Here is a 16,933-nt window from a genome sequence, read left to right on the forward strand (position 1 = left end):
CCTTTTCGTTAGCGGATCACTTTTTGGTGGTATCGGTCGCGGCGACTTTCTTGTCGGTCGCGGCCGCTTTGGCTGGCGTGGTTTTCTTCGCTGGAGCCTTGGCTGGAGCTTTTTTCGCCGGAGCCTTGGCTGCGGCTTTCTTGGCCGGTGCTTTTTTGGTGGCCGGCACCGCTGCTTTTTTCGTTGCTGGAGCCGGGGTGACCGGTTTGGCGACTGGCTTGACGTCTTGCGCAGCGACCATGGTCACTGGTTTCGGCGCTGGCATGTTGTACTTGCTCAGCAGGGCTACCATGGTGTTTTGCGGGGTCACCAGCAGTTCGACGCGACGGTTCAGGGCGCGGCCTTCAACGCTGTCGTTGGCTGCGCGCGGGGCTTCGGAACCCATGCCGCGCAGCATCAGGCGATCACGCTGCAAACCGCTGAGGCGGAAGATCGCCGCAATGGCCTGGGCACGTTCCTGGCTCAGTTTGATGTTGGCCGGTGCGGCGCCACTCGAGTCGCTGTGACCGAGCACCAGAACGGCGGTTTTCGGGTCGGCTTCGAGGATTTTCGCTACACGGGTGAACGGGCCGAGAGTCACCGGCAGCAGCATGGCTGGACGATCCGGGTTGAAGGAGCCTTCGACCGGCGCGGTGACCACCAGCACGTTTTCACGGCGTTCAAGTTGCAGATTGCTGTCCTTGACCGCTTCACGCAGGCGCGGCTCGTAGTCGTCAAGCCAGGCCTGGGTGACTTTTGGATCTGGCATCGGCACGGCTTGGGCGGTTGCTTGATCCTTGCCGCCGAACGGCCACCACCATTTGCTGCCGGTGTCGGCGTCAGCCTTGGCCACGGCGACCGGCTTCCTGGCTTCCGGTGCGACTTCAGCCTTCATGTCAGCCTTGGCCGCTGCATCATCGGAACCGAAAGGCCAGTACCAAGGATTGCTGCTTTCGGTTTTCGCCACCGGAGCAGTGGCGGCAGGTTTCATTGGGGCTGGAACCGGTGCCGGCTCTTTGGCCGCCACTTTGTCGGAAGAACCGAACGGCCACCAACTGCCGCCGTCCGCATCGTTTTTCGGGGTCTGTGCACAACCGGTGATCGCTACACACAGGGCCAGGGCGAGGGTCTTTTTAGATGACATTGAAAATCCACAAAATGAAGTAATGAAAAATCAGAGCACTTTCGCCCGGATAAACAGCCGTTTTGAATCGAAAATCACGCCGAGGTTCCGACCCTGGAACTTCTAATGACGCTTTACAGACAAGTGGCAAGTACCCGCGCGAGCTTTTGCGCGCGCGGATCCATCAAAACGTAAGGCCCAAGGGTATTTGTCACAAAACCAAACGCGACATCATGCTCAGGGTCAGCAAAACCGATGGAACCGCCCGCCCCCGGATGACCGAATGCACGCGGGCCGAGGCCGTACGTGGCATTCGGCACGTCCGGTTGATCGAGCATGCAGCCGAGGCCAAAGCGGGTGCGGGTCAGCAACGTCTTGTCTTCGCCGAGGCTGTGTTCGCGGGTCAGCTCTTCGAGCATGTCGCTTTCGAGCAGGCTGCCGTCGAGCAGACCGGCGTAGAACCCGGCGAGACTGCGCGCATTACCGTGGCCGTTGGCCGCCGGTTGCTGCATGCGTCGCCATTCCGGTTTGTTGGTGCTAGTGAGCACCGACGGCGGATTGGTAAAAGCGCGGGTGGTCATGGCGGTCGGTTCGCGCATGGTCACTTGCAGCAGGCGTTGCGCGGCGGCGTCGCCGGCATTGCCTTTGCCGCGAGCAATATGTGCGACACGGTGAAATTCTTCGTCAGCCAGACCGACATGAAAATCCAGGCCCAACGGCTTGGCCACGCGGGCGACAATCGATTCGCCCGGGCCACGACCGTCGGCGCGTCGGAGCAATTCGCCGACCAGCCAGCCGTAAGTGATCGCGGCGTAACCGTGACCGGTGCCCGGTGTCCACCACGGTGCTTCGGCGGCGAGCGCGTCGACCATGGTTTGCCAGTCGTAGAGGGCTTCTGGCGCCAGCAGTTCGCGCAGGGCCGGCAAACCGGCCTGGTGGCAGAGCAATTGGCGCAGGGTCACGGCTTCTTTGCCGGCAGCGGCGAATTCCGGCCAGTAGCGCGCGACCGGAACATCGAGTTGCAACTTGCCTTCAGCGACCAGTTGCAGCGCAGTGACAGCGGTGAACGTCTTGGTGCAGGAGAACAGGTTGGCGATGGTGTCGCTGTGCCAGGCCTCGGCGCCATCCTTGTCGGCGGTACCGGACCAGAGGTCGAGGACGGTCTCTCCGCCGACCTTGATGCACAGGGCTGCGCCGCGCTCCTGGGGATCGTCGAACAGTGCGGCGAAAGCCTCGCGCACTGCTTCGAATTGAAGCTCGTAATGTCCCTGAATCTGCACCCGCAACTCCCCCGCGACAACGCTCTACAAAGTGGCCCGCATTGTTCCAGCCCTTGAGGGATTTTGGAACAGCTGCGGGCCAGACGGTTAAAAGCAGAATCAAAAGATCGCAGCCTGCGGCAGCTCCTACATGGGGTTGCGTTCCTTTTGTAGGAGCTGCCGAAGGCTGCGATCTTTTAGCGTTTCAAACCTTAATGACCATTCCCCGAATGCCCACCCGCATGCCCTGCTCCCGGCCCTTTGCCGGCCTCGCCCTTGCGCCCGCCCTCAGCTTCATGCCCTGCCGCAGCGGCGGCTTTCTCAGCTTCTTTGCCAAGTTGATCAATCGCCTGAAGATTGCTCTTGCGCACCGTTTCAACAAAGCCCTGATACGGCAGATCTGTAACGCCGACCAGACCGAAGTGACCGTTCTCGCCGTCGAGCAAACGCCCGGTCACCGGTTGATCGAGATACTGGAACCAATGCACGCCGACAATCGACGGCTCGCTCAAGGCCTGCTTGAGGAAGTTGGCGTAGGCCGGGCCGCGATCTTCTTCTTTGCTCAGTTGCGTCACGCCGCCCCAGAACGGGCCGCGATCGGCGGAGCCAAAGTTGAACTCGGTGATCAACACCGGCTTGTCCAGTGCGCCCAGCGCAGCGAAGTCGTAACCGTCCTGAGGCTTGAGCGTGTACATGTTGAAGCTCAGCACATCGCAATATTGCGCGCAGGACGCCACGGCTTCCGGGGTACTGATGGCGAAGCGGCCGCCGAGGAGCATCTGGTTCGGCGCGTGCCATTTCAGCGAGTCGGAAATGGTCTTGAAGTAGGTGTCGGCAAAGACCTTCTGGAAGTATTTGAAATCCGCTTCGATTTCCGGATGTTCCGGGTTCGGCAACGGTGGTTCGAAGCCCGGGTCTTCCATCAACTCCCACGCCGGTAGGTCAATGCCCCAAGCCTTCGACAGTCCGGCCTGGTTGCGGTACTTGTCACGCAGCTGCTTGAGGAAGGCGCGTTTGGCCGGCACGTCGGTGGTCATTTTCAGCGTGCCGTAAGCCAGCGCGTAGCGGGATTTCGGGTCATCGCCGGGGCCGGCCCAAGCCAATTCGTTGTCAGCGTAATAGCCGATCAGCCAGGGATCATCGCGATGATCGCGGGCGGCGATGGCCACGGCACGCTCGGTGGCCATGGCGAAGCGCGGATCGAACGGATCAGGCATGCCGCCCCACCAGTCGCTGCCGGTGCTGATACTGGTGTAATCGCCGACGATAGAAAGGGGCAAGGTGTACGGCACGCGTTCGGCTTCACTCAGCGAATCGGCGCTCCAGTTGCCGACCGTGTTGAAGCCCCAGGCTTGCAGGCGATCGAGCGTGTGGTTGGCCCACTGCTGCTGATCGATCATCGCCTTGCACGGCACGGCAACCTTTTCAGTGGTCACTTGAACGGTTTCAGTCTTGGCCGCTTCAGCGACGCCGGACTTCGGCTCGGCCGGCACGGCGGCAGGTTCTGCGGCTTTGGCGGCGGCGGTCTCAGTGGCTTCAGCCTTCTCCGCTGCAGCGACCCCGGATTTAACTTCGCTTTGCGCTTTGCACGGTTCGCCGTATACACGCTGCAGGTTGGCGCCATAGAAGTCGTACCAACGCCCGTTGCCGTAGCCTCGCCCCTGATCGGCGCCATTGCCGCCACGGTTGTCGCCTTCACCGAAGTGACTGGCCAACGGTTCGTCAGGTTCAGGCAAAGATTCGAACATGTACTCGCGACCGGCCACGTAAGTCTGGCTGACGTCGGGGCTGACGGTATTGACGCCGAGGGAGTAGAACGGATGCCCCTCAGGCGTGACCAGATACCAGCGACCGTCACGCTTTTCCGTGCGGAAAAAGCCACTGGCCTTGAACGCCGGGCCTTTGCTCCAGCCGCCGAATTTGTCCAGCGAGGACTTCTCGCGCTCGGCCAGCCAGGTTTTCAGCTGTTGCTGTTCCTTGGCGGCGGCAGATTTCAGTTGTTCGTCACTGCTGACTTTTTCCGGCCATTTGCTGCGGGTCGATTGCCCGTAAGCGTCGACCAGATTGCCGTACACAGCCTGGGTCACCGAGTCGCCGTCCTGAACACCGAAACGCTCGAGCAGCAAGCTCTGCGCGACTTTCGGCTGATCCATCGACAAGCTCACCGAGACCACCTGGCTGCGATCGATCTCACCGCTGCTGCTGGCGAGCAAAATACGCTGGCCATCGACGGTCATCGGCATCGGCGGCCCGGCCTTCATGCCTTGGCTCAACGGTGTCGAGGCGACCAGCGGCACCAGCAACGTCTGCGCAGGACCGGCCGGCAGATCGACGCGACTGACCAGCGTGCGGCCGTCATTGCTCTGAATTTGCACGTAAACGGTGACGGCCCAGTTCATCGCGCTCTGCAAACGCAGGGTCATCATCGCGGATTGCGACCAGTCCCAGGCACCGGTCTGCGGGGTCAGGCGCAAAGTCGGGCGGGCCACCGGGTTGAAGGTTACCCGGCGCAGCACTTCGCCTTCTGCCGTTTGCTCGGCGTTGGCTTGCGGCAGATCAGCGTTTTCGGTGGCAATTTTCACCACGTCGGCAGGGCGGACAAAGTTGAACAGGGTCTGCTGACCGGCGGGTGCCGCGAACAATGGCGCAGCGAAGATCAAGGCGAAAACGGCAGGCAACGAACGGCGAATCATAAGAACGGAGTTCTCCCTAGCGACCAACATTGGCCAATGGAAAAGCGATGGCAGAGAGATAGACAGCACGGCGGGCAAAACTGCCCACCGATGTCTCAGGATATTTCACGACGGAAGGGAGGCAACGCATTGAGGATCGCTTTGCCATAGCGCTGGGTGACCAGCCGCCGATCCAGCAAAGTGATGGTGCCGCGATCTTCTTCGGTACGCAGCAGTCGCCCGCAGGCCTGCACCAGTTTCAGCGAGGCGTCGGGCACGGATATTTCCATGAACGGATTACCGCCACGGGCCTCGATCCATTCCGACAGCGCCGCTTCGACCGGATCATCCGGCACCGAAAACGGGATCTTGGCGATCACTACGTGTTCGCAATACGCGCCCGGCAAGTCGACGCCTTCGGCAAAACTGGCCAGACCAAACAGTACGCTGGAGTCACCGCCATCAACCCGCGCCTTGTGCTTGTTCAGGGTTTCCTGTTTCGACAGGTTGCCTTGAATGAACACTTGCTTGCGCCAGTCGCGGTCGAGGCCGTCGAACACGTCCTGCATCTGTTTGCGCGAAGAGAACAACACCAGCGTGCCGCGTGAGCCTTCGACCAGATCCGGCAGATCACGAATGATCGCGGCGGTGTGCGCGGGAGCATCGCGCGGATCGGCTTTCAGATCCGGCACTCGCAGCACACCGGCATCGGCGTGATGGAACGGGCTCGGCACCACGGCGGTGACGGCTTTTTTCGGCAGGCCGGCGCGCATGCGGAAGCGGTCGAAAGTGCCCAGCGCGGTCAGCGTTGCCGAGGTCACCAGACAGCCGTAAGCCACGTTCCACAGGCTGCGGCGCAAGGTTTCGGCGGCGAGGATCGGGCTGGCGTTGACCTCGATGTCGAACAACGAACCGCTTTCGGCGAGGGTCAGCCAACGCGCCATCGGCGGGCTGTCTTCCGGGTCTTCGGCGGTAAACGCGGTCCACAGCTCCCAGTTGCCCGACGCTCGGGACAACAGGCTGCCGAACAGCGGATACCACTCTTCGGCCTGATTGCTGGCGATGCCGATGTTGACCTCGCCGTCCATGCCTTCCTTGAGCAGGTCGGTCAAACGCGTGAACAGATCGTTCAAGCGCGAGAAACCTTTCTTCAGCTCGATGCCCATTTCGCGCATGTGTTCAGGAATCACCCCGGCGACGAAACGATGACGCGGACGCTCACGGCCTTCGACGTCCTCGCCGGGCTTGAAGTCGGCAACCTGCTCGCAAGCGCTGAACATGAACTGTTGCTGGGCCTTGATCTCGCGCGCCAGCTCCGGCACCTGCTCGATCAACTTGCCGAGATCGCCCGGCAGCGGGTGCTGGGCGAGCAATTTGGTGAGGTTCTTCGCGGTGGTTTCCAGCCAGTCGGCGGTGGAGCGCAGGCGCGTGTAGTGGGCGAAGTGGCCGATCGCCTTGTCCGGCAGGTGGTGGCCTTCGTCGAACACGTAAATGGTGTCGCGCGGGTCCGGCAGTACCGCACCGCCGCCCAGCGCCAGGTCAGCGAGGACCATGTCGTGGTTGGTGACAATCACGTCGACCTTGCCCATGCCTTCGCGGGCCTTGTAGAAGGCGCACTGGCCGAAGTTCGGGCAATGACGGTTGGTGCACTGGCTGTGATCGGTGGTCAGCCGCGCCCAGTCGGCGTCTTCCAGCGCGTTGGGCCAGCTGTCGCGGTCACCGTCCCATTTATTCCCGGCAAGCTTCTCGATCATGCTGGTGAACAGCTTCTGACTGGCCTCATCGACCTCGATCTTGAAGCCTTCTTCTTCGAACAGCTGGGCGGTGGCGGTTTGCGCGTGACCTTCCTGCAGCAACATGTCGAGCTTGGACAGGCACATGTAGCGGCCACGGCCCTTGGCCAGGGCGAAGGTGAAATTCAGCCCGCTGTTGCGCATCAGGTCGGGCAAATCCTTGTAGACGATCTGCTCTTGCAGCGCGACGGTCGCGGTGGCGATGACCAGTCGCTTGCCGGCGGCTTTCGCAGTCGGGATCGCCGCCATGCTGTAGGCCACGGTCTTGCCGGTACCGGTGCCGGCTTCCACCGCAACAATTGCGGGGTCGCCACTGCGCCGGCCTTCGTCGTCGGTGTCGATATCCCCGAGGACTTTGGCGATTTCAGCGATCATCAGGCGCTGGCCGTAACGCGGCTTGAGGCTCTTGGCTTCAAGAAAACGCGAGTAGGCGCCCTGGATCGTGGTTTTGAGTTCAGTGCTGATCATTGAGTGTCGGGCGCAAAAAACGCTGGATAAATTTTCAGTGGTTTGGATCGGCGGCTATCATACCCCGCGAATCGATCCTGCGCAGAACGGAGTAACCCAATGACACTTTTTAGCCTCGTTTATCCCCTGCATGTCCTGTCCGCCCTGGTCTGGGTCGGCGGCATGTTTTTCGCCTGGATGGTCCTGCGCCCGGCGGCTGTGAAGGCCCTCGACGGCCCTGCCCGACTGACCCTGTGGGTGGAAGTGTTTCAAGGTTTTTTCCGCTGGGTCTGGGTCGCGGTGATCCTGTTGCCGATCAGCGGTGTGGGCATGTTGCATCTGCAGCAGGTCGGCTTTGAGACTGCGCCGAAATATGTGCAAGTGATGATCGGGTTGTACGTGGTGATGACGGCGCTGTTTATCCGGATTCAAGGCTTGATGCTGCCGGAATTGCGCACGGCGGTGGAAGCGAAGGACTGGCCGACAGGCGCGGCGGTGCTGGGGCGGATTCGCCGGGTGGTGGGGATTAACTTGATTGTGGGGTTGGTGCTGGTGGCAATTGCGGCGGCTCGGCCGATGTTTTGAAGATCGGGGATTAGATCAAAAGCCCCTCACCCTAGCCCTCTCCCGGGGGGGAGAGGGGACTGAATGGGGGATATTGAAGAGATACGCCGACTTGAAAATTCTCTGCCGAATCCATAATCGACTCGGTTTTTCAGGTCGATGGATAGCGTGAGTCACCTCGGTCGGCCCCCTCTCCCTCCGGGAGAGGGCTGGGCGGGCGGCGTTCCGATGAGGGTCTGCTTTTACAGGCGCTGCACGGTCACGGCACCCGCCGCGCCCACCGGCCCAGGCTGGCCATCCGTCCCGGCCTTGCCATTTTTGCCGCCATCAGCGCGATACACCAGGCAGCCCTTGGACTTGCCGCCCTTCCCTGCTTTACCGCCAACACCCGCCGGGCCACCGGCACCGCCGGTGACGTTAACCTTGATCAGCTCAGCCGGAAACTCGCGTGGCACTTCAAGGCGCACCAGCGCTCCCGGTGCACCCGGCTGACCGTCACTGCCATTGCTGCCATCAAAACCATGTCCGGCCGAGCCATAAGTGCAGCCCGGATCTTCACCGTTGCCGCCATCCAGCCCGACAAAACCCGGTGCGCCAGTGCCGCCACGGGCATCGACCAACAGTTGCGGCGCACTCAACGCCTTGAATTGCAGATTCAGATTGCGCCCGGCACGCGCGGCTTTTTCATAAGTGCCCGGTGCGCCACGCGCGGTGATCTGGCTGCCATCGCTCAACTCGGCGCGAATGACTTTCAGATCCAGAGCCTGTTCACCCGGGACAATCGCAATACGTGCTTCATGGCCGAGGCGCAATTCACCGACGCTCAACTCGGTCACGTTGGCCGGGATCAGCAGCGTGCCGTAATCGGCGACTTCAAGCTTCTCCAACTGCAACGTGCTGGCGGTGTTGGGCAAGCGCATCAACGAATTGGTTTCGACACTGACCACCTGGGCACAGGCCAAAGGGCTGATGAATGCAGCGAGCAGGCAAAGTTTACGCATGGGAAGAAGCCTCCGGAGCGGCCGGGGCCGGGATGGTTTGCAGGTGGAATACGCCGAACAGCAGGATGCGGCCACGGTCACGCCAAGGGTGCGCACGGCCTTTGAGGCTGCGGTTGCACAGCAGCACTTCGATTATGTGAATCAGCAACAGCAGAGCGCCGGCCAGATTGACCAGCAAATGCAGCGGATGAACGAACGGCACCAATTGATTGGCCAGCACCACGCAGCAGAACAGCAGGGTCAATAAACGCCCCAGCCCCCAGAACACTTTCATACGCTCCCCCGTGTTGCGAATTATTCTTTGGGCGCACAGTAACGGCTTCTGCGGGGGATAAGCCAGAGGGGTAAATGAAAAAACTTCGGTGGCCTGCCAAATGGCTGCCAAACGACGAGGGTCGTCGCCCGGCAGCTCTAGCCCGCGGACTACAGACGCGTCCTAACGATTGATGTGCAACTCGACGCGACGGTTTTTCGCGCGGCCCTCATCGGTTGCGTTATCCGCCACCGGTTCACTCTCGCCACGACCTTCGCTGGTGAGTTTGTTCGGTGCCAGGCCCTGGCTCAGCAAGTACGCGGCGACACTGCTCGCCCGGCGTTCCGACAATGCCTGGTTATAGGCATCCGAGCCCTTGCTGTCGGTATGGCCGACCACCTTGATGCTCACCACATCGGCGTTACGCAGTTTGTCCATCAACGTATCGAGCTGGGCTTTCGCCGACGGGGTCAGGTCGGACTTGTCGAAATCGAACAGCACGTTGCCGGCATCGCTCAAGGTGATGACTTCCGTCTGCGGCGCTGGCTCCGGTACTTTTTCCGCGACTGGATATTGCGGCAATGGGCAACCACGGTGATCAACCGGAGTATTGGCTGGGGTATCCGGGCAACGGTCGCGGCGATCGAATACGCCGTCGCCGTCTTCATCGCCGTCCTGGGCATAACAGATCAGTCCGCCGGTGAGAATCCCCAGCGCTGCGCCGCCACCGGCCCAACCGCCACTTTCAATGGCGCCGAGACCGCCACCGACCAGCCCGCCGATAAGGCTGCAGATCGGCCACGTACGTTGATTGAGGGGTGCCGTGCCATCGCTGTGGGTGGCGCAACCGGTGAGCAAGCCGCCTAGCAGCAGCACCGGCAAGACGGACCTTGAGAATACAGTCATTGTAAAAGCTCCTGTGTCACCGGCCCATACCGGTTACACAGGAGTAAAGACCCGCATCCGCGACTGCACAAGCCGCGGATGCGAGAGGTCTAGCGGACGATTTTGATTTCGGTACGACGGTTTTGCGCACGACCGTCAGCGGTTTTGTTGTCGGCAACAGGCTGGCTTTCACCCAGACCGGACACCGAAACGAAGCTGGCGCGCGGCACACCCTGCTGGATCAGGTATTCCACCACCGAGTGCGCACGACGATCCGACAGTTTCTTGTTGTAGGCATCGCTGCCGACGCTGTCGGTGTGACCGGTCACGGTCAGTTGTGCAGTCGAGGATTCCTGTTTCAGGCGAGTGGCGACTTTGTCGAGCACCTGTTTGTCAGGGCCGGTCAACGTGGCTTTGTCGAACTGGAAGTGAACATCACGGATGACAATGGTTTCTTCCTTGACCACTACAGCTTCTTCGACCACGGGTGCAGGCGCTGGTGGAGGGCAACCGTCAGCGTCGACTTGCACGCCTTTAGGCGTGTGCGGGCACTTGTCGCGGCTATCCGGCACACCGTCGCCGTCTTCGTCGCCATCACCGTGTACCCAGCAATAAGCCGCTGCCGTACCACCGACCAGCAACGCGCCGTAGCCGGCCCATGCCGAACTTTCGGTAGCGCCGAGACCAGCGCCGACCACGCCACCGACCGCCGCACAGGTCGGCCAGTCGGTTTTTTGCAAACCTGCGCAACCAGTCAACACACTGGTTAGCAGAATCAAAGGTAATGCTGTCCGAACTATGCTCATCTGGTTTTCTCCTGAGGGATCGGCTTAGAACCGATTCAGGGAGTAAAGACCGGAGTTTTAATCTCCGCCAGCAATAGGCCACTGCCGTTTGCGACCGTGTTCACAGGACTTTGGCGCTTTTGCCGGAAACCGGCGTCACAGGGCTCTTTGCCGGGACATTCAGGCAGGCTAGTCTTGGCGGTCTGATTGAGGAGCTTCGATGAACGTCGCCATTTCTTCCCGCACGCCGCAACAGGCGTTGGCCGCTTTGCTGGATCGCTACGCCCCGGCGCGTCTGCTGCTGATCGGCGCCAGTGAGTTTCCGGCGTTGAGTGCCTTTAAAGCGGCGCATCCGGATACCGTCGTCGCCCACGCCGCGCCCGGCGCCTTGCCTGCCGAACTGGCGGCGCAGCGTTTCGATCTGGCGCTGGTGGTCGATTGCCTGGAGCATTTGCCCAAGCGCGATGGCCTGAACCTGTTGGGCGGCATCCGCAACCTCAACGCCAGCCGCATCGCTGTACTGGCGGATCTGTCGGCCAGCGGCTGGCAGGAAACCGACTTCTATTCGCTGGCCCTGCAAGCCAGTGAACGTTTTCAACGCGACGAGCAGACGCTGACCTTGTTCACCTACGATCTGCTTGACTACAAACAAGTCCCCGACTGGCTCAACTCACGGTTCTGGGCCAATCCGGAAAATTTCGGGAAATACTGGTGGTAATGCGATGAGTACAGCCATTTGCCCCTGCGGCAGCGGCAATTTGCTGGATGCCTGCTGCGGCCATTATCACGAAGGCCATCCGGCGCCGTGCGCCGAAGCCTTGATGCGTTCGCGCTACAGCGCGTATGTGCTGGGTCTGATCGATTACCTTGTGGCGACCACCCTGCCTGCTCAGCAAGCGGGACTGAATCGTCAATCGATCAGCGACTGGAGCGCGCAAAGCACCTGGCTCGGCCTGGATGTCGAAAGCTCGGAAGTCTTCGGCGGTCAGCCGGAACACGCCTTCGTCACCTTCACCGCGCGCTGGCACGACGATCAGGGTGAACACAGCCATCGCGAGCGCTCCTCGTTCGTGCAGAACACCGGACGCTGGTACTTCATTGATCCGACGGTGCAATTGAAGCTGGGGCGCAACGACAGTTGCCCGTGCGCCAGCGGGCAGAAGTTCAAGAAGTGCTGCGCGGGGTATTTTGGTGCTTGAGGATCAAGATCAAAAGATCGCAGCCTGCGGCAGCTCCTACATGAGATTGCGTACCCTGTAGGAGCTGCCGCAGGCTGCGATCTTTTAGCGTCTAGACTGGCACCAAAGGGAGTTAAACCATGCTCGGTCGTCGGCGCACCTGCCAATGCTTCATTATGATGCTGATCCTGAACCTCGGCGGTTGCGCCTCATGGTTCAGCGACGACAGCGTCGACCCCGCCGTGCACCTGGTAAAAGTCGAGGTGGTGCGGGCGAAATTACTCGAACAGAAATTCATCCTGCACTTTCGCATCGACAACCCCAACGACAGTGACCTGACCGTGCGCGGCCTCGAATACCGCATTCATCTGGCCGACATGTTGCTGGCCGACGGTGAGCACGAACACTGGATTACCGTCGCGCCGAAAAGCAGTTCGTTCTACAAAGTGCCGATCCGCACCAACCTGTGGCCGCAGGTGAAAGAAGTGGTGAAAATGCTGAAAAATCCACACCAGCAGATCCCCTATCGCCTGCAAGGGGAAATGGAAACCGGTTTATTCATCGCGCATTACGTGCACCTTGAGCGCAATGGCGTGATAATCCCCGCCGATTTAATTCCGGAGCAACACCGATGACCCAGCAACCTCATGTCCATGGCCCTGACTGCAACCACGATCATGATCATGACCATCATCACGATCACGACCACGGCCATGTTCACGGCCCGAACTGCGGCCACGCCCACCAGGAACCGGTGCGCAACGCCCTGAAAGACGTCGGCCGCAATGATCCTTGCCCATGTGGCAACGGCAAGAAATTCAAGAAGTGCCACGGCGCTTGATGCTCCGGGCGAAGACCTACTTCGCCTGACCTGCCGCCTTCGCGAGCAGGCTCGCTCCTACATTGAACCGGGTTTCGTCAGTTGGAATGCAATCTATTGTAGGAGTGAGCCTGCTCGCGATGGCGGCGGCATATTCAACGAAGGATTTTCAGCCAGCCACCAGAATCTGCGCAGCACTGACCACCGTCGCATACTCCCCGTGCAAATTCCCCAGCGACATCCCGTGCACCTCTTCAGCCGTGCGCAACGTGCCAAAATAATCGGCCTTGTCGAAGGTAAAGCACGCGTCCTCCGCCACCCACGCAGCAAAGCCAAGATTGCCCGCCGTACGCGCCGTTGACTCCACTGAGTTGTTCGTCGCCACACCGACGATGATCAATTGCGAGATGCCTGCCTCGCGCAACCGCGCCTCTAATCCAGTGGCACAAAACGCATCCGGCACCTGCTTCTGAATCAGCCACTCCCCGTCCTGCGGCAAAAACCGCTGCTGAAACTCCACGCCTTCCTGCTCGGGCCAAAACACCGAATCCGGCTCGCGGGACAAATGCTGAACATGAATCACCGGCCGTCCGCTACGCCGCCAAAGCCCCAGCAGATCGAGGATTCGCGCTTCCGCCTGGGGGTTATTGCGCCGCCCGAGACGCGGCTGCAGGATGCCTTTTTGCTGGTCGATGATGATCAGTGCAGCGGTGGCCTGAAGCTCCATGGCAATTTTTCTCGCGCGGGGTCATTGAATTCTGCGCAGTTCAGCATCACCTCTTCTCACTAAGCAAGCTATCGAACGCACACAGGATGACCTGACGCCGGCGTTTGCTGTCCGCACGCACGTCCCTTTCAGTTTTGGAGTTTTCCATGATCGACCTGTATTACTGGACCACCCCCAACGGCCACAAGATCTCCCTGTTCCTCGAAGAAGCCGGCCTGCCGTACAACCTCCACCCGATCAACATCAGTCAGGGCGAGCAGTTCCAGCCGCACTTTCTGAAAATCGCCCCGAACAACCGCATCCCGGCCATCGTCGATCATCAGCCTGCCGATGGCGGCGAGCCGTTGTCGCTGTTCGAATCCGGGGCGATTCTGTTGTATCTGGCGGAGAAAACCGGCCAGTTCCTGCCCAAGGATCTGCGTGGCCGGCAAACAGCGCTGCAATGGCTGTTCTGGCAAATGGGTGGTTTGGGGCCGATGGCCGGGCAGAATCATCACTTCAGCCAGTTCGCGCCGGAGAAAATTCCTTACGCGATCAAGCGCTACATCGATGAGACGGCGCGTCTGTATGGTGTGTTGAACAAGCAATTGGCCAATAACGAATTCGTTGCCGGCAGCGAATACAGCATCGCCGACATGGCGATTTATCCGTGGATCGTCTCGCACAAGTGGCAGAGCCAGAACCTTGAGGATTTCCCGCATGTGCAGCGCTGGTTCAACCACATCAAGGATCGCCCGGCGACAGTGAAGGCGTATGCGCTGGTGCCGAAGGTCAATCCACCGAAGGCTTGATTGAAGGGTAAAAGATCGCAGCCTGCGGCAGCTCCTACATTGGAATGCGTATCCCTGTAGGAGCTGCCGCAGGCTGCGATCTTTTCCATTCGACAGAAATACACAAATAACCCCTGCCCCCGCTTGCGCGGCATCCTCCTGCTCACTAACGTAGCGCCTTTACTGACGCTACCCCCCGCAGGAGCTTTGCCATGGCCTCGCCAGCCCTCACACATTTTCTTCCCCGGTTCGGCGTTGCCGCAGCAGTGGCCGGTGTTTTGAGCCTGTCCGGTTGCCAGACCTGGAACACTCAGGACACCCTCCCGCCCACCTCCGGCGTGCAACCGCTCAAGGGGCTGGCGCAGAACGTTTCAGTGCGACGCAATGCCATGGGCATGCCGTTGATCGAAAGCAATACCTTCCACGACGCGCTATTCAGCCTCGGCTATGTGCACGCCAGCGACCGCATCAACCAGATGGTCACCCTGCGCCTGTTGGCTCAGGGCCGTCTGGCGGAAATGTCCGGCGCCTCCATGCTCGACGCCGACCGCTACATGCGCGCGGTCAACCTGAAGAAAAGCGCCGGCGAACTCTATAAAGCCTCGTCGCCACGCCTCAAGCGTTTCTTCGAAGTCTATGCGCGTGGCGTCAACGCCTACCTGTTCCGCTACGCCGACAAGCTGCCGGGCGACCTCGCCTCCAGCGGCTACAAGCCGGAATACTGGAAACCAGAAGACTCGGCGCTGATTTTCGCTTTGCTGAACTTCAGCCAGTCGGCCAACCTGCCGGAAGAAATTTCCTCGCTGGTGCTCGCGCAAACCGTGACCACCGACAAGCTCGCCTGGCTGACCCCGTCCGCGCCTGACGAAAACCTGCCTCTGGCCGAGGCCGACAAGCTGCAAGGCATCAAGCTCAACGGGCAGATCCCGGGGCTGACCGAACTAAGCAACGCCAGCCAGCAACTGGCAGCGCTGAACCTGCTGGGCACGCCGTCGGCAAATAACTGGGCAATCGCCCCGCAACGCAGCCGTAGCGGCAAAAGCATTCTCGCCAGCGACGCCCATGGCCCGCTGGCCGCACCGTCGCTGTGGAGCTTCGTGCAGATTCGCGCGCCGAAATATCAGGCAGCGGGCGTCACCGTCGCCGGTTTGCCGATGGTGCTGGGTGGCTTCAACGGCAAAGTGGCGTGGAGCATGACCAGCGTGCTCGGCGACAACCAGGACCTGTTCCTGGAAAAAATCCGCCGCCAGGGCAACAGCCTGACCTACGAGGTCAATGGCAAATGGCAGCCACTGACCGTGCGCAACGAAACCTATTTCGTCAAAGGCCAACGACCGATTCGCGAAGCGGTATACGAAACCCGCCATGGCGCGCTGCTCAATAGTGCGCAAGCAGCGGCGCAGGGCAATGGCTTCGGCCTGGCCTTGCAGACGCCAAGCTTCACCGACGACAAGTCGCTGGACGCGTTTTTTGACCTGAGCCGCGCGCAAACCGTGGAACGTGCTTCGGATGCCAGCCGCGAGATCCGCGCCATTGCGCTGAATCTGGTGTTCGCAGACGCGAGCAATATCGGCTGGCAAGTCACCGGACGTTTCCCCAATCGCCGTGAAGGCGAAGGCCTGCTGCCGTCGCCGGGCTGGGAAGGTCGCTATGACTGGGACGGTTACGCCGACCCGATGCTGCACCCGTACGATCAGGATCCGGCACAGGGCTGGCTCGGCACCGCCAACCAGCGGGTCATCCCGCATGGCTACGGCATGCAGTTGTCGAACTCCTGGGCTGCGCCGGAACGTGGTGAACGCCTGGCGGAACTGGCCGGCAGCGGCAAGCACGACAGCCGCAGCGTGATCGCCATGCAGTACGACCAGACCAGCACTTTCGCCGCCAAGCTGAAGAAGATGTTCGAGGCACCGGGGATGAAGCAATCGCTGAAACAAGCGATCGATGCTTTACCGGAAGCCGATCGCAGCAAGGCGCGTGAAGCGTTCACCCGCTTGATGGCGTTTGACGGCAAGCTCAGCGCGACGTCGGCCGATGCGGCGATTTACGAGCTGTTCCTGCAGGAAAGCATGAAACAGATTTTCCTCGACGAACTCGGTCCGCAAAGCAGCCCGGCGTGGAAGGCGTTCATCGCCAATGGCGACTTGTCCTACGCGGCGCAGGCCGATCATCTGCTCGGTCGCGAAGACAGTCCGTTCTGGGACGACATTCGTACGCCGAACAAAGAAGACAAACCGACCATCCTCGCGCGCAGTCTTGCCGCAGCAATCACCGCCGGCGACAGCCAGTTGGGTGGCGATCACCGTGCTTGGCAATGGGGCAAGCTGCACACCTACCAATGGACCAATGCCAATGGCCAGAACGTGCGCGGGCCGCTGGCGGCGGGTGGCGATCACACCACGTTGAACACTTCGGCGTTCGCCTGGGGCCAGGATTTCACCACCACCCGTGCACCGTCGATGCGCTTCATCGTCGACTTCGGCCAGGCTGAACCGCTGATGGGCCAGAACGGTACCGGCCAATCGGGTAATCCGGTCAGCCCGAATTACCTCAATGGCATCGATGCGTGGCTGAAGGGGCAGTACGTCGGCCTGCCGATGCAGCCGCAGAACTTTGACCGGGTATACGGCAAAGCGCGTTTGACCCTGACGCCGGGCAAGTAACGGCAAGATCGAAA

At 60.8% G+C, this 16,933-nt stretch carries 16 protein-coding genes; 7 read left to right on the forward strand and 9 right to left on the reverse strand.

Annotation, left to right across the window (positions count from 1 at the left end; genetic code table 11):
- Positions 1 to 16: 16 nt before the first annotated feature.
- The 4 genes from ACIPZE_RS25760 to dinG form a co-directional block, all read right to left on the reverse strand.
- On the reverse strand, positions 17 to 1,123 hold the full coding sequence (locus ACIPZE_RS25760) for an OmpA family protein (RefSeq protein ID WP_283437438.1): 1,107 nt from the start codon (positions 1,121 to 1,123) through the stop codon (positions 17 to 19).
- 113 nt (positions 1,124 to 1,236) lie between these two features.
- Complete coding sequence (locus ACIPZE_RS25765; protein ID WP_283437439.1) at positions 1,237 to 2,382, reverse strand: serine hydrolase domain-containing protein; 1,146 nt, start codon at positions 2,380 to 2,382, stop codon at positions 1,237 to 1,239.
- Between the two features lie 191 nt (positions 2,383 to 2,573).
- Positions 2,574 to 5,054: a beta-galactosidase gene (locus ACIPZE_RS25770; protein WP_400776150.1), complete on the reverse strand. Its 2,481-nt coding sequence runs from the start codon at positions 5,052 to 5,054 to the stop codon at positions 2,574 to 2,576.
- Between the two features lie 95 nt (positions 5,055 to 5,149).
- Positions 5,150 to 7,294, reverse strand: a complete 2,145-nt coding sequence (gene dinG, locus ACIPZE_RS25775) for an ATP-dependent DNA helicase DinG (RefSeq protein ID WP_008085357.1) — start codon at positions 7,292 to 7,294, stop codon at positions 5,150 to 5,152.
- A 99-nt stretch (positions 7,295 to 7,393) separates the two neighbouring features.
- Between dinG and ACIPZE_RS25780 the strand changes: the two genes are divergently transcribed.
- A complete protein-coding gene (locus ACIPZE_RS25780) occupies positions 7,394 to 7,858 on the forward strand; it encodes a CopD family protein (RefSeq protein ID WP_400776153.1) in 465 nt (154 codons plus the stop codon).
- A gap of 221 nt (positions 7,859 to 8,079) precedes the next feature.
- Here the strand turns inward: ACIPZE_RS25780 and ACIPZE_RS25785 are convergent, their stop codons facing one another.
- The 4 genes from ACIPZE_RS25785 to ACIPZE_RS25800 all read right to left on the reverse strand — a co-directional run bounded on the left by ACIPZE_RS25785 (position 8,080) and on the right by ACIPZE_RS25800 (position 10,782).
- Positions 8,080 to 8,838, reverse strand: coding sequence for a collagen-like protein (locus ACIPZE_RS25785; RefSeq protein ID WP_400776155.1), 759 nt, complete (start codon positions 8,836 to 8,838; stop codon positions 8,080 to 8,082).
- Entirely contained in the window at positions 8,831 to 9,112 is a 282-nt protein-coding gene (locus ACIPZE_RS25790) for a DUF1145 domain-containing protein (protein WP_400776157.1), read from the reverse strand. The genes ACIPZE_RS25785 and ACIPZE_RS25790 overlap by 8 nt, the downstream gene beginning before the upstream one ends.
- A 162-nt stretch (positions 9,113 to 9,274) precedes the next feature.
- Entirely contained in the window at positions 9,275 to 9,997 is a 723-nt protein-coding gene (locus ACIPZE_RS25795; protein ID WP_283437441.1) for an OmpA family protein, read from the reverse strand.
- A gap of 89 nt (positions 9,998 to 10,086) precedes the next feature.
- Positions 10,087 to 10,782, reverse strand: coding sequence for an OmpA family protein (locus ACIPZE_RS25800; RefSeq protein ID WP_064120833.1), 696 nt, complete (start codon positions 10,780 to 10,782; stop codon positions 10,087 to 10,089).
- 199 nt (positions 10,783 to 10,981) lie between these two features.
- Here ACIPZE_RS25800 and ACIPZE_RS25805 point away from each other — a divergent pair, with 199 nt between their 5' ends.
- The 4 genes from ACIPZE_RS25805 to ACIPZE_RS25820 all read left to right on the forward strand — a co-directional run bounded on the left by ACIPZE_RS25805 (position 10,982) and on the right by ACIPZE_RS25820 (position 12,780).
- The gene (locus tag ACIPZE_RS25805) at positions 10,982 to 11,479 is read left to right on the forward strand and encodes a DUF6231 family protein (protein WP_283437442.1); all 498 of its coding nucleotides are present in this window, start codon (positions 10,982 to 10,984) and stop codon (positions 11,477 to 11,479) included.
- 4 nt (positions 11,480 to 11,483) lie between these two features.
- Positions 11,484 to 11,960: a YchJ family protein gene (locus ACIPZE_RS25810; RefSeq protein ID WP_283437443.1), complete on the forward strand. Its 477-nt coding sequence runs from the start codon at positions 11,484 to 11,486 to the stop codon at positions 11,958 to 11,960.
- Between the two features lie 119 nt (positions 11,961 to 12,079).
- On the forward strand, positions 12,080 to 12,574 hold the full coding sequence (locus ACIPZE_RS25815) for an LEA type 2 family protein (protein ID WP_129390104.1): 495 nt from the start codon (positions 12,080 to 12,082) through the stop codon (positions 12,572 to 12,574).
- Positions 12,571 to 12,780: an SEC-C metal-binding domain-containing protein gene (locus tag ACIPZE_RS25820; protein ID WP_008083915.1), complete on the forward strand. Its 210-nt coding sequence runs from the start codon at positions 12,571 to 12,573 to the stop codon at positions 12,778 to 12,780. The genes ACIPZE_RS25815 and ACIPZE_RS25820 overlap by 4 nt, the downstream gene beginning before the upstream one ends.
- A 148-nt stretch (positions 12,781 to 12,928) precedes the next feature.
- On the opposite strand, the gene ACIPZE_RS25825 is transcribed toward ACIPZE_RS25820, so the two are convergent.
- Positions 12,929 to 13,486: a cysteine hydrolase family protein gene (locus tag ACIPZE_RS25825; protein ID WP_283437444.1), complete on the reverse strand. Its 558-nt coding sequence runs from the start codon at positions 13,484 to 13,486 to the stop codon at positions 12,929 to 12,931.
- 146 nt (positions 13,487 to 13,632) lie between these two features.
- On the opposite strand from ACIPZE_RS25825, the gene ACIPZE_RS25830 reads away from it, so the two are divergent.
- Positions 13,633 to 14,277, forward strand: a complete 645-nt coding sequence (locus tag ACIPZE_RS25830; protein ID WP_400776163.1) for a glutathione binding-like protein — start codon at positions 13,633 to 13,635, stop codon at positions 14,275 to 14,277.
- Positions 14,278 to 14,468: 191 nt separating this feature from the next.
- Positions 14,469 to 16,919, forward strand: a complete 2,451-nt coding sequence (locus tag ACIPZE_RS25835) for a penicillin acylase family protein (RefSeq protein WP_400776165.1) — start codon at positions 14,469 to 14,471, stop codon at positions 16,917 to 16,919.
- Positions 16,920 to 16,933: the final 14 nt, after the last annotated feature.

Origin of the sequence: Pseudomonas sp. NPDC089741, assembly GCF_044748825.1 — a bacterium.
GTDB lineage: Bacteria > Pseudomonadota > Gammaproteobacteria > Pseudomonadales > Pseudomonadaceae > Aquipseudomonas > Aquipseudomonas helmanticensis.